The following is a 12,590-nucleotide window of genomic DNA, read 5'->3' as shown; positions in this document are numbered from 1 at the left end:
TTTTGCATTCCCGTAAGCCTGGCTGGCGGGATGTCCTGGCGCGGCCGTGACTATGCGCGGGGCGTCTACCAGCTCATGCGCATGCCCAGATTGCCGGAGACGCCGTCCAGGTCGTTGCTGTCCAGATGGGTGTTGTAGTCGGCCCCCATGTAAACGCTGACACTCGAAGACAGCTTCGCCACCAGGCCCACGCCCAGATCCGCAGATGAAGACTCATGCTCGCTCTTGATCCGATCGATGTCGTCATAGGTGACGGTGTCGTAACCGCCGAAAGTTTTCCACAGGTTGGCCCGCAGATAGGGCTCGAGCGGGATGTCCTGTGCCACGAACCGCCCCTTGAGGCGGGCACCGAGGCGGCCGGTCCAGTAGTCCTGGGAGTCGAATGCGACATTGGAGATGCCGTCGTTCTGCGAGTCCAGGTCAATTTGCTGGTTGATTACCTGCACCTGGGGCTCCAGCACCCAGTCTTGCGCGACGGCAATCGGGTATCCCGCCTCCACGGACAGTGCCAGCGCATGGCCATCGGTGTCGATCTTGACTCCGCGATCGGAGCGGTTGTCGCCGTCCAGGCTCGACCACATCGCTACGGTATCGAGGTACCAACCGCTGGGGTCGACCAGGGTCCAGTAGGCGCCTACCTGATCGCCGTCGAGCTTGACCCGTCCCGAGCGTCGATCCTCGAAGCCTTCGGCAAACCCATCGACGTCGCCTTGCAGATGACTGTGGCCGACAAAAAAACCGAAGCGTTGCAACTGTCCGCCGCTGGTCTGCGAGGCATACAGGTCATGGCCAATCTGAAAGCCCTGGAGCGAGCCGTCAAAGCTCGGGGCCACAGTGCCGGACCAGCTTTTTTGCAGATTACTGCCATACATACGGCCCCAGCCAGCAGGGACGGCGCCGGTTTCGCTCAGCAGGCTTTGCTCGCCCTGACGGTCATGGAAGGTGCCGAGGGCTTGTATCGTCAGCAACTGAGCGGCGGGGAGGACCACGGAATACACCGGGACTTCCAGGCGATACAGGGGAATCGGATCGGCGCCGGCCACGGCCGTGGGGATCGGCGGCGTGCTGATGGCCGGTGTCGGCGAGGTCTGGGCCAGGGTTTGTGGCGGCGGCACCGGGTTCGGCTCGACGGGGGCTACTGGCCGCGCGGTCGGCGGTTCGACGGCGGGCTCATCCGGGTCAACCTCGGGCGCAGGCTGCTCGATCGGTGGCGGGGCCGGTGGCACCACCGGTGGGACAACTACGGGTGGAACGGTCGGCGGCGGCACTGCCACCACCGATGAGCGCAGGTACCAGTTGTTCTCGGAGCCTGCGGTGACCCCGCCCTTGAACAGGTAGTACTGATAGGCACCGGCAGACAGCGAGCCCTTCAAGGCAAAGGCATCGCTGCTGCTGGTGGCGCCGTTCTGGGCCTGCACCACTGCGATCCCGTTCTGGCGGGTCAAGCCGCCCAGGCCACCGAGGTTGGTGATGCCCAGTTGGGTGTTACCACTGAGGGTGCCTTGGGACACCACCAGCTTGTCACTGGCAGAGTTGTCGGTACCCAGCACCGTTTGCAGCAACAGTTGCCCGTTGTTGCCAACGTAGTTGCCATGGACGGTCAGTGCATCGCTGGCACTGCTGCTGCCGTTGGTCATGTCGATGATTCCGGCGTTGCTCAGTGTCGTCCGTTGGCCGGCGGTGTAGGGGCGGATAGCGCCTTGGGTCACGGCTAGGGTACTGCTGCCGTCAATGGCAAATACGCCCGTGGCGCTGGCGCTGTCTCCGAGGAAAAAATCCCCCGCCAGGGTAAAGTGCGAGCGGTTGTCCAGGCTCACTGACTCCCAGCCGACATAACGTGCGGCGCCTGCCGAGGTGCTGTTGTCGAAGCTCAGGCGGTCAGTGCCCAGCCCACCGTCCACGGAGGGGGTGGAGGCGAGTGTGTTCTCGGAGAGATTGCTCAACAGGGCACTGTCGTCGCCGTCACCCATGAGGATGGCGGAGTTGATCTGTCCGCCGTTGCCCCAGGTGAAGCGGTCGTTGCCAGCGCTGGCGCGGATCTGCCCGGCAATTACCCCGCCGGAAACGCTGATGATGTCATCGCCGCCGCTGGTGCTGATGTTGCCGCCGATCGAGCCCTCTGACACGGTGATGGTATCCCGGCCAAACGCGGTGACCAGGTTGCCGATAATCCGCCCCCCCGACATATCAAAAATGTTGTTATCGAGTTTCATGTCGACGCGGCCGATGGTGCCCCCGGTCATCGTCGCCACATCGCCATCCTCGAAGGCCCCGACGATGGTGCCCGCGGTCATCAGAAAACGATCTCGACCGTCGCCCTGGGCCAGCGACTGGATCTGCCCGCCGGTCATTTTGAACTCATCGATGCCGTTGCCTTGGTAGACCGCGCCAGTGATCTGTCCGGCGTTGATCTCCAGGGAGTCGCTGCCATCGCTCTGGTCCAGCGAACCGGCAATGGTGCCGGAATCCATCAACACCCGGTCCGCTCCGGCGCCGAACGTGACGTCGCCATTGATCACGCCGGAGCCGTTGGCCGGGAAGGTCAGGGAGTTGTTGCCCAGGGTGTCGGTGAGTGGACCGCTGGTGCCACTGGCGCACGTATGGCTGGTATCACCGGGGCCGGGGAGCAGGCTACAAGCCGCCTCGACGACGGGACTGGCGAGCAGCAAGAGGGAAGTGCACGACAGGAGCGTGCTAAGCCTTGGATGAAGGTGCATGACAGTGTCCCTACTGAAGGAGTGATGGCTTCGTCCTGATGGTTTAAGGCCTGGCTTCACCCATGTTCACGCTTCACTGCAGCCGTTGCCCTAACGCGTTGAAAACTGATTCATCAGTCAAGTACAAGGTGTAGACGGTTAATTTCGCCAGTGTGGCTTTTTTCGACCAGCGGGCTGTCACTGCTCCCGGCCTTGATCCCTGGGATGCTCTGCAATCCACTCGCTGCACAAAACGGATAGCGATCTGCGCAAAGCGGATATTGCCGCGCCAATGGCCTCTCTACCCTCGGTGATACGCACGCTTACCCCGTGACCGATGCTCTTAAAAAAACAACAACAAGAGACAGATGCCATGCGCAAGATCGACGTACATGAGCTGATCGACAACGCTCGTTTCAACCGCTTCCACTGGATGGTGCTGTTCTGGTGTGCCCTGATCATCATCTTCGATGGCTACGATCTGGTGATCTACGGCGTGGTCCTGCCGATGCTGATGAAAGAGTGGGGGCTGAGTCCTTTGCAGGCCGGTGCCCTGGGCAGTTACGCGCTGTTCGGGATGATGTTCGGCGCGCTGTTTTTCGGCCCGCTGTCGGACCGGATCGGCCGCAAGAAAGCCATTACCCTGTGTGTGATCCTGTTCAGCGGTTTCACCGTGCTCAACGGGTTTGCCCGCAACCCGACGGAGTTCGGGATCTGCCGGTTCATCGCTGGGCTGGGCATCGGCGGGGTCATGCCCAACGTGGTGGCGCTGATGAACGAATACGCGCCGAAAAAAATCCGCAGCACCCTGGTGGCGATCATGTTCAGCGGCTACTCGGTCGGCGGCATGTTGTCGGCGGGGCTGGGCATTGTGCTGATCCCGAGTTTTGGCTGGCAGTCGGTGTTCTACGTCGCGGTGCTACCGCTATTGATGCTGCCGCTGATCATGTACTTCTTGCCTGAGTCGGTGGGTTTCATGCTGCGCCAGGGGCGCAATGAAGAGGCACGCAAGGTCCTCGAGCGAGTGGAGCCGACGTACGTTGGGCACAGCAGCGATCAGTTGCAGATGAGCGAAGTGAAGGGCACGGGAACCCCGGTGCTGCAGTTGTTTCGCGAAGGTCGGGCGCTGCGCACGCTGATGTTGTGGCTGGCATTTTTCTGCTGCCTGTTGATGGTTTATGCCTTGAGTTCCTGGCTGCCGAAGCTGATGGCCAACGCTGGCTATAGTCTGGGCTCGAGCCTGTCGTTCCTGCTGGTGCTGAACTTCGGCGCAATCTTCGGCGCTGTCGGTGGCGGCGTGCTGGGCGACAAGCTGAACCTGCCGCGGGTGTTGGCGGTGTTCTTCGCCATGGCGGCGGTGTCGATCACCTTGCTCGGTTTCAACAGCCCGATGCCTTTGCTGTACCTGCTGATCGCCATTGCCGGTGCCACCACCATCGGTTCGCAGATCCTGCTGTACGCCTGCGCCGCACAGTTCTACTCCATGACGATCCGCTCCACCGGCCTGGGCTGGGCCTCCGGTATCGGTCGCAACGGTGCTATTGTCGGTCCATTGCTCGGTGGTGCCCTGCTGGGGATCAACCTGCCGTTGCAACTCAACTTCATGGCGTTTGCCCTGCCGGGTGCGGTAGCTGCCATTGCCATGACCGTGTTTGCCATCAGTAACCAGCGCAGCGCATCGAGCGCTACCAGCGCGCTGTCGCCATCGGGTGCCTGAAGCATGAAAGGGCTATTGCGGGACTTTTCGCTGTCGGCGGCAGTCGCCGGTTTTATTGCCACGGTGATTTCCTATGCCGGCCCCCTGGTGATCATTTTCCAGGCGGCCGACGCCGCCCATCTGTCGCGCGAGGTGCTGTCGTCCTGGGTCTGGGCGATTTCCATTGGCAGTGCGCTGTTGGGCATCGGCTTGAGTCTGCGCTATCGCGTGCCGGTGATCATCGCCTGGTCGGCGCCGGGATCGGCGCTGCTGGTGGCGCTGTTACCGGGGATCAGCATGCCGGAAGCGGTGGGGGCGTATCTGGTCAGCAGCCTGATCATCTTTTTGATCGGGGTCTCGGGCGCGTTCGACCGGATCATCAGCAAGCTGCCGGCCGCCATTGCCGCAGCCATGCTGGCGGGGATTCTGTTCAGCTTCGGCACCGGTCTGTTCGTGTCGTTGCAGGGCAAGCCGTGGCTGGTGCTGGCGATGTTTGCCACCTACCTGATGTGCAAGCGCCTGATGCCGCGTTACGCGGTGTTGATGGTGCTGCTGGTGGGTTGCTCCATGGCCTTGCTCGCCGGGGACCTACGGGTCGACGCACTGGTGATCGGCCTGGCTACGCCGGTCTGGATAACCCCGCAATTCAGCCTGAGCGCGACCTTGAACATCGCGTTGCCGCTGGTGATGGTGGCACTGACGGGGCAGTTTGTCCCCGGCATGGCGGTGCTGCGAGCCAGCGGATACTCGACTCCCGCCAGCCCGATCATCGCCAGCAGCGCGTTGGGTACGGCGTTGCTCGCACCCTTTGGCTGCCACGGTTTGAACCTGGCGGCGATCACCGCGGCAATCTGCACCGGCCGTGAATCTCATGAGGACCCAGGCAAGCGGTATGTCGCCGGGGTCGTCGGCGGCATGTGTTACCTGGTGCTGGGGATCTTCGGCGCGACCCTGGTCTCGCTGTTTTCGGCCTTTCCCAAAGAGCTGATCGCAGCCCTCGCGGGGCTGGCGCTGTTCGGGGCGATTGCCGGGGCATTGGCGGGCGCGATGGCGGTGCCCAACGATCGCGAAGCGGCGCTGGTGACCTTTCTGGCGACGGCCTCGGGGATGTCGCTGTTCGGTTTGTCCGCCGCGTTCTGGGGACTGATCTTCGGCATGCTCACCCACCTGCTGTTGAACGCGCGCCGCGCCGCTCCAGGGGCCAAGGCAACGCCCGCCCCGGAGTCTGTGCGCTGACCGCACTGGACTGATTCCTACCTGCTTGACCTTCCCCCGCAGCGCCAGTGCTGCGGGCGGATCACTGCACCCTGTCGATCAATAACAATAAGAGCAAAACGATGAAACAGACTCTCGCCACAACCGCTTCGCTGTTGTCCCTGACGCTCGCCTCGGGTTTTTCCGACCGTGCGCTGGCCGCCGACAATAGCTTGGTAAAAGACACCACTGCGACCTTGCAGGCGCGCAATTATTATTTCAGCCGCGACTTCTCGGACATCGTCGGCGCCAATCAGCAGTCCAAGGCCGAGGAGTGGGCCCAGGGCTTCATTTTCAACCTCAAGTCCGGCTACACCCCGGGTACCCTCGGGGTGGGCGTGGATGTCATCGGCCTACTGGGCCTCAAGCTCGACAGCAGCCCGGACCGGGTCAACACCGGCCTGCTACCGGTGCAGGACGATGGCCGCGCGGCCAATGACTACAGTCGCCTGGGCGCGGCGCTGAAAGTGCGTTACTCGAAAACCGAACTCAAGGTCGGCGAGCTGCAACCCAACCTGCCGGTGCTGGCCTTCAGCGACATCCGCTTGCTGCCACCCAGTTACCAGGGGGCGAGCATCAGCTCCAGCGAACTCAATGGCCTGACCGTGCAGGGCGGTCACTTGAACTCCACTAGCCTGCGCAACGAGTCCGGCGATGAAAAAATGCAGGCCATGCTGGGGCATGTGCCTCAGCGCCAGGTCAGCAGCGACGGCTTCAACTTTGCCGGGGCCGACTACGCGTTCAATGACAAGCGCAGCTCGCTCAGTGCCTGGTACGGACAACTGGAAGATATCTACAACCAGCGCTTTCTCGGGCTCAAACACAGTGAGCCGCTAGGGGACTGGACCTTGGGCGCGAACCTGGGCTATTACGATTCGAAGCAAGACGGCAAACAGCTGCTGGGCAATATCGACAACCAGGCGTTCTTCTCCCTGCTGTCGGCCAAACGTGGTGGCCACACCTTCTACCTCGGTTACCAGGGTATGTTTGGTGACAGTGCCTTCCCACGCGTCTTTGCCAATATCTCGCCATTGGGCAACGAGGTGCCCACCTACGAGTTTGCCTACACCGACGAACGATCCTGGCAGGTACGTTACGACTATGACTTTGCGGCGCTCGGTGTGCCCGGGCTGACCAGTACCGTGCGTTACATCACCGGCAATAATGTCGACACCGGCAAAGGCTATGAAGGCAAGGATCGCGAGCGCGACCTGGATCTGGGTTACGTGCTGCAGAGCGGCAGCCTCAAGGGCCTGGGGATTCGAGTGCGCAATGCGATGGCGCGGTCCAACTACCGCAGTGACATCGACGAAAACCGCCTGATCCTCAGTTACACCTGGACCCTGTTATGAGCCGCTGCAGTCGCCCATGACCTGGTAAGACACCCGGTGGGTCTGGCCCTGGTGGTCGACATAGACCATGCTCGCCGGCACCACGCCGCAACCGCTGGCGGTGTCGGAGACCGAAACCACCTTGGCAATGTCCAGCGGCTGCGCGGGGTCGTAGGGAGTGGCAGGCGGTTCGTTACCGGCGGCCAAGGCCGAGGTGGCAACCAGGGCCAGCAACAGGCTGATCAGGCTTTTCATCTTGCGGTACTCCGTGTGGATCTCGATACCTGAAGTTTAGTCTTCGCCGGCCGCTGAAAAAGGGGGTAAAACCGGATGCAGTGTTGCAGGAAACGTAACAGTCGCCGCCCTGGCAGGGCCCTTGGCTTTACGCCAGGGGGCAGCAGGGCGGTGTAGACTGATGGCCTGTTCGGTTTCGCCAAGGAGTCTGACGTGAAGGTCTGTGCAATAGGGTGGATGGAGGCCGCGGCATGATCGGTGCCGAACTGCTGTCACCGTTCACCCTCACGGTAGGGTGGTTGCTCTACGTGCCGGTGTTGCTCTGGGCCATCGCGCGCGCGCCCTGGGTCGAACTGTTCAGCGACAGCCGACGCCAGCACCTGCTGTTCGGCACGGTGTTCGCGTTGTTCCTGCTCTGGCTGGTGCGGCGCGACTTCGACACCGGTGTGTCCTATCACTTCATCGGCATGACCGCCGTGACCCTGCTGCTCGACTGGCCGCTGGCGATCGTCGGCGGGCTGGTCGCCCAGGTCGGCCTGGTGTTGCTGGGGCGCCAGGACCTGGCGGCGATGGGGGTCAACGGTGCCTTGCTGATCCTGCTGCCGGTGCTGGTCACCGAAGGCTGCGCATTGCTGGTGGAGCGCGCGCAACCGCGTAATCCGTTTGTGTATATCTTTTGCTCGGGGTTTTTTGCCGCCGCCTTGTCTGCGCTGCTCTGCCTGTTGCTGGCATTGGGCGTGCTGTGGTTCGACGAGCGTTTTGCGCTGCCGGAATGGCTCGAGGATTTTGTCGGCTACCTGTGGCTGATCATCTTTCCCGAAGCCTTTATCAACGGCATGGTGATCAGCGCCCTGGTGGTGTTCTGCCCCGAGTGGCTGGAGACCTTCAACCGCACCCGTTACCTGTCGGCGCCGTGGAAGGACGATGACAAGTCTTGATCCTTATCAACAGGTCGCTGGACAGACGCACCTATGCTCCGAGAAATCCTCAGGAGCAGCGGCATGAGCGTTTACCAGTGGGCGAGGCAAGAGTTGCGCGACAGTCTGGCGTCGGCGGAGGCGGCCGGTTTTGAGCCGGGGTTGAGCCTGCGCGCCTTGCTCAGCGCGGTGGTCGAGGAGAGCAAGGGAGTGCGCAGTGTCGAGGACCTGGCCGATGAGCTGCAGTTCCTGGCCGAGAACCTCGATGACAGTGCCGACTACAGCTTCATGCGGCCTTAGTGGCGCGGTTCGAAGTCTTCGCTGAACAGATCGTCTTCCGCGTCCGGGCTAACCGGGATCTTGTGTTCTTCCGAGGCCCAGGCGCCTAGGTCGATGAGTTTGCAGCGGTCCGAGCAAAACGGCCGGAAGGTGCTGCTGGCGCTCCATTCCACGGGGGCGCCGCAGGTTGGGCAGGTGACGACAGGGGGTTGGCTCATGACTGGCCTCCACGCAAAGTTAGGTAAAAGTGATGCAGGCGTTCGACTTCGCTGTGCAGCCAGGCGAGGTCGCGGTCATTGACCAGCACATCGTCGGCATGGCGGATGCGCTCCTGACGGCTGGACTGCGCCTTGAGAATCGCCTGGACCTGCTGTTCGCTGGTCTGGTCGCGCTGCAGGGTGCGTTCGATCTGCAGTTGTTCGGGGGCATCGATCACCAGCACCCGTTGGGTCATGGCGTACTGCCCGGACTCGATCAGCAAGGGTGATACCAGGATCGCATACGGCGATTTTGCGCGTGCCAGGTGCGCGGCAATTTCCTCGGCGATCAATGGATGCAGGAGCTTTTCCAGCCAGCGGCGCTCCTCGGGGATTTCGAAGATCAGCTTGCGCAGTGCTGCCCGATCCAGTTGGCCGTCTGTCTGCAACACGCCGCCACCGAAGTGCTCGGCGATCTGCGCCAGTGCTGGGCGGCCGGGCTCGACCACCCAGCGCGCAGCATGATCGGCATCCACCGCATGGATACCGAGGTCGATGAAATGCTGGGCCGCCGCGCTTTTGCCACTACCGATGCCACCGGTGAGGCCGAGAATCCAGGGTTGTTCCACAGGGATATTCATTGCAAACCGACAAACTGCCAATAGAAGTCGGTTATTTGACCACCCCAGAGCATGGCAATCCAGCCGGCAATTGCCAGATAGGGACCGAAGGGGATCGGCGTCGAGGTTTTCGCCCGTTTCCAGCGCAGCCAGAGCAGTCCGCTGACCGCCCCCACCAGTGAGGCCAGCAGGATCGTCAGCGGCAAGATCTGCCAGCCACCCCAGGCCCCCAGTAGTGCCAGGAGCTTGAAGTCGCCATGGCCGATGCCTTCCTTGCCGGTGATCAACTTGAACAGCCAATACACCGTCCACAAGCTCAGGTAGCCGGCTACGGCGCCCCACACGGCGTCCTGGAGTGGCACGAACAGTTCGAACGCGTTGACGATCACCCCCAGCCACAGCAACGGCATGACCAGTACGTCGGGCAGTAACTGATGGTCGGCGTCGATCAGGCACAGGGCCAACAAGCCCCAGCTCAACACCAGTAGCCCCGCGGCCTGCCAGCCAAACCCCAGGTGCCAGGCGATAAAGCCCGAGAGCAGCGCGCAACTGAGTTCGATCAGCGGGTAACGGGCACTGATCGGGGTTTTGCAGCTAGCGCAGCGCCCGCGCAGCATCAGGTAGCTGAGCAGTGGAATATTCTCCCAGGCGCGCAGTGGATGGCTGCAGTGGGGGCAATGGGAGTGGGGCAGCATCAGGTTGTAGGTGGGGCCTGGGGCCTCGCCAGGCAACTCGAGGATCTCCCGGGCCTGCTGGCGCCAATCTCGAGCGAGCATGCTTGGCAGGCGCCAGACCAGGACGTTGAGAAAGCTGCCGACCACCAGCCCCAGCCCGAGGGCCAGGATCATGAAGGCCGTCGGGGAGCTGGCGAGAAATTCATTCAAGGGCATGTTCAGATCGCCGTACCAAGTTGGAAAATGGGCAGGTACATAGCAATCACCAGCCCGCCGACGATTACCCCAAGTACAGCCATGATAAGGGGTTCCAGCAGGCTGGTCAGGTGATCGACCAGGGTCTCGACTTCGTCTTCATAGTAGCTCGCGACGTTGCCGAGCATGTCGTCCAGCGCCCCAGATTCTTCGCCAATCGCGGTCATCTGGATCGCCAGGTTGGGAAATACCCCGCTGTTGCGCATCGCCACATGCAACTGCATGCCGCTACACACGTCCTCGCGGATCGCCAGCACTGCCTGTTTGAAAACCCGATTGCCCGTGGCCCCGGCCACCGAATTCAAAGCCTCCAGCAGCGGCACCCCGGCGGCGAAGGTAGTCGATAACGTGCGCGCATAGCGGGCGACCGCCGACTTGCGCAGCAGGGGGCCGACCACCGGCAGATCCAGCCAGCGCGTCTGTAGCCAGTCGCGAAACCTCGGGGAGCGGCGTTGGGTCTGGTGCACCCCCAACGCGGCAGCGAGCAGCCCACCTAGCAGCAGCCAGCCGCTGTGCCGGAGGAATTCGGCAAGCCCGATCACACCGCGGGTCAGTGCCGGAAGCTCGGCACCAAAACCCTGGAACATCACTTCGAACTGCGGCACCACCTTGAGCAACAGGATAGCGCTGACGATCACCGCGACCAGGAGCACCGCCAGCGGGTAGGTCATGGCTTTACGCACCCGCGCCTTGAGCCGTTGAGTTTTTTCCCGGTAACTCGCCACCCGCTCCAGCAAGGTGTCGAGGGCGCCGGCCTGCTCGCCGGCGTCAATCAGGTTGCAGTAGAGCTCGTCGAAGTGTTGCGGCTTTTTGCGCAGGGCGGTGGTCAGGCTGCTGCCGGCCATCACGTCCTGTCTCAAGTCCTCCAGCAGGCCCCGCATGCGTGGGTTGTCGAAGCCTTCGGCGATGATGTCGAAGGCCTGCAGCAGCGGCACACCGGCCTTGAGCATGGTCGCCATTTGCCTAGTGAAGAGCGCGATATCCTGGGCAGTAACCCGTTGGCCAGCGCTGAACAGGGGGGCGAATTTTTTGCGTACCTTGCCCGGGATGATGCCGCGCTGGCGCAACTGGGCCTTGATCAGGGCCGGAGTCTGCGCGCTCGATTCGCCGGACATTTTGCGGCCTGTTCTATCGGTGCCTTGCCAGGCGTACAGGCTGACCTTTGCTGCTTTGACCGCCATGACTCAATCCTTGATGACCTGTCGGGTGTTTGCCGGCGGACGCCGCGGCAAATCTGGCTTGCGCTGCAAAGCCTAGCCAAGGCCGGACGCTGTGGGCGCGCGCTGCAGTGACAAATAGTGTCAGTTAGTGCGGTTTTGCAAAGCCCTGGATGCGCGAAACCAGGTTTTGCTGCCCGGTTTGCAAGGGCTGGCGGACTTGGCATGGGCTGTGCGTTATCTGCTGCCGAGCATGAGCCTTCGCCTCATGCAGAAAGGGAGTTGTAGCGATGAAGGGACAAAGGGGATTCAGCCTGATCGAACTGCTGGTCGTGGTGGCGATCATTGGCATTCTGGTCACGGTGGCGTTGCCGCTGTATTCCAAATATCAGGCGCGGGCCAAGGTCACGGCCGGACTGGCCGAGATCTCGGCGCTCAAGGTGCCATTCGAAGACGTCATCAACCAGGGGGCTGATCCGACCCTGGAACGACTCGGCGCCAGCGAGATCACCAGCCATTGCACCGTCTCGGCGGCGGGCAGTGGTGCTTCCGGGCTAGGCAGCCTCGGCTGCACCCTGGTCAATGCGCCAGGCCCGGTGCTCAACCGCACCCTCACCCTTTCACGCACCGAGGCGGGCGGCTGGAGTTGCGCGACCACGGTAGCTGCGGACTACTCCCCCAAAGGCTGCACCACCAGCGAGGGCTGATTCCGGCAACTTGCATGTCGAGAATGTCCGGGTCATGCAAATTGCATGATTCCGGGTTTTTGATTATTTTTTAAGTTATTGATAATTAAGGAGTTATTCCGAAGGTCAAAGTTGGCACAGCGTTCGCACTATTACCGGTAACCCTGCTGAGAAGGCAAACAGCAGACTTTCTGGAAAAACAGGAGTTACCCGTATGAAGAAGTTCGCTATCGCTACCGCAACTGCTACCGCTCTGACCCTGACTCTGGCCAACGCAGCTTTTGCGCAGACCACCCAAAACACCCAGTCGCCAATGGTGCTGGCTGCCGGTGAAGTGACCGAGGCGAAGGAAGCGACTTCCGACACCTGGATCACCACCAAAGTGAAGGCTGACCTGGTCACCGAGAAAGGCATTCCGGGTACCGATATCAAAGTCGAAACCAACAAAGGTGTGGTATCGCTGTCTTCCACCACTGCGGTGACCGAGTCGCAGAAAGCCACTGCGGTGAAAATCGCGAAAAACATCAAGGGCGTCACTGCCGTATCGGCTGACGGTCTGAAAGCCGAGTAAGGCGCAGGCTTCTCGCCTGGACT

13 protein-coding genes are annotated in these 12,590 nt (G+C 61.9%); 7 read left to right on the top strand and 6 right to left on the bottom strand.

Annotated features, from left to right (window positions below):
• Nucleotides 1-65: 65 nt before the first annotated feature.
• The gene (locus PspS04_RS23475) at nt 66-2,717 is read right to left on the bottom strand and encodes an autotransporter family protein (RefSeq protein WP_159998027.1); all 2,652 of its coding nucleotides are present in this window, start codon (nt 2,715-2,717) and stop codon (nt 66-68) included.
• A 352-nt stretch (nt 2,718-3,069) separates the two neighbouring features.
• Between PspS04_RS23475 and PspS04_RS23470 the strand changes: the two genes are divergently transcribed.
• The 3 genes from PspS04_RS23470 to PspS04_RS23460 all read left to right on the top strand — a co-directional run bounded on the left by PspS04_RS23470 (nt 3,070) and on the right by PspS04_RS23460 (nt 6,998).
• Nucleotides 3,070-4,413 carry an aromatic acid/H+ symport family MFS transporter gene (locus PspS04_RS23470; RefSeq protein WP_095166533.1) on the top strand — a complete coding sequence of 448 codons (1,344 nt, stop codon included), beginning with the start codon at nt 3,070-3,072 and terminating at the stop codon, nt 4,411-4,413.
• Nucleotides 4,414-4,416: 3 nt separating this feature from the next.
• Nucleotides 4,417-5,628: a benzoate/H(+) symporter BenE family transporter gene (locus PspS04_RS23465; RefSeq protein WP_159998025.1), complete on the top strand. Its 1,212-nt coding sequence runs from the start codon at nt 4,417-4,419 to the stop codon at nt 5,626-5,628.
• Between the two features lie 101 nt (nt 5,629-5,729).
• Nucleotides 5,730-6,998, top strand: a complete 1,269-nt coding sequence (locus PspS04_RS23460) for an OprD family porin (protein WP_159998023.1) — start codon at nt 5,730-5,732, stop codon at nt 6,996-6,998.
• On the opposite strand, the gene PspS04_RS23455 is transcribed toward PspS04_RS23460, so the two are convergent.
• Nucleotides 6,993-7,232, bottom strand: a complete 240-nt coding sequence (locus PspS04_RS23455) for a DUF2790 domain-containing protein (protein ID WP_159998021.1) — start codon at nt 7,230-7,232, stop codon at nt 6,993-6,995. The two genes, PspS04_RS23460 and PspS04_RS23455, sit on opposite strands and share 6 nt — an antisense overlap.
• A gap of 230 nt (nt 7,233-7,462) precedes the next feature.
• Between PspS04_RS23455 and PspS04_RS23450 the strand changes: the two genes are divergently transcribed.
• Nucleotides 7,463-8,149, top strand: a complete 687-nt coding sequence (locus tag PspS04_RS23450; protein ID WP_095166540.1) for an energy-coupling factor ABC transporter permease — start codon at nt 7,463-7,465, stop codon at nt 8,147-8,149.
• A gap of 63 nt (nt 8,150-8,212) precedes the next feature.
• Nucleotides 8,213-8,428 (top strand): hypothetical protein, encoded by a 216-nt coding sequence (locus PspS04_RS23445; protein WP_095166542.1) that lies wholly within the window; start codon nt 8,213-8,215, stop codon nt 8,426-8,428.
• Here the strand turns inward: PspS04_RS23445 and yacG are convergent.
• Genes yacG through PspS04_RS23425 form a run of 4 tightly spaced genes read right to left on the bottom strand, consistent with a single transcriptional unit; the run spans nt 8,425 to nt 11,334 of the window.
• Nucleotides 8,425-8,625, bottom strand: a complete 201-nt coding sequence (yacG, locus tag PspS04_RS23440; protein WP_095166544.1) for a DNA gyrase inhibitor YacG — start codon at nt 8,623-8,625, stop codon at nt 8,425-8,427. The genes PspS04_RS23445 and yacG overlap by 4 nt on opposite strands.
• A complete protein-coding gene (gene coaE / locus PspS04_RS23435) occupies nt 8,622-9,245 on the bottom strand; it encodes a dephospho-CoA kinase (RefSeq protein WP_159998019.1) in 624 nt (207 codons plus the stop codon). The genes yacG and coaE overlap by 4 nt, the downstream gene beginning before the upstream one ends.
• Nucleotides 9,242-10,114, bottom strand: a complete 873-nt coding sequence (locus PspS04_RS23430) for a prepilin peptidase (protein WP_159998017.1) — start codon at nt 10,112-10,114, stop codon at nt 9,242-9,244. Before PspS04_RS23430 ends, coaE begins: the two co-directional genes overlap by 4 nt.
• A gap of 2 nt (nt 10,115-10,116) precedes the next feature.
• Entirely contained in the window at nt 10,117-11,334 is a 1,218-nt protein-coding gene (locus tag PspS04_RS23425; protein WP_159998015.1) for a type II secretion system F family protein, read from the bottom strand.
• A 266-nt stretch (nt 11,335-11,600) separates the two neighbouring features.
• Between PspS04_RS23425 and PspS04_RS23420 the strand changes: the two genes are divergently transcribed.
• Both PspS04_RS23420 and PspS04_RS23415 read left to right on the top strand, forming a co-directional pair.
• Nucleotides 11,601-12,017 carry a pilin gene (locus PspS04_RS23420; protein WP_095166551.1) on the top strand — a complete coding sequence of 139 codons (417 nt, stop codon included), beginning with the start codon at nt 11,601-11,603 and terminating at the stop codon, nt 12,015-12,017.
• 193 nt (nt 12,018-12,210) lie between these two features.
• Nucleotides 12,211-12,567 carry a BON domain-containing protein gene (locus PspS04_RS23415; protein ID WP_095166553.1) on the top strand — a complete coding sequence of 119 codons (357 nt, stop codon included), beginning with the start codon at nt 12,211-12,213 and terminating at the stop codon, nt 12,565-12,567.
• Nucleotides 12,568-12,590: the final 23 nt, after the last annotated feature.

The sequence above is a fragment of the Pseudomonas sp. S04 genome (assembly GCF_009834545.1).
Classification (GTDB): domain Bacteria; phylum Pseudomonadota; class Gammaproteobacteria; order Pseudomonadales; family Pseudomonadaceae; genus Aquipseudomonas.
This window is presented reverse-complemented; position numbering and strand designations above follow the sequence as displayed.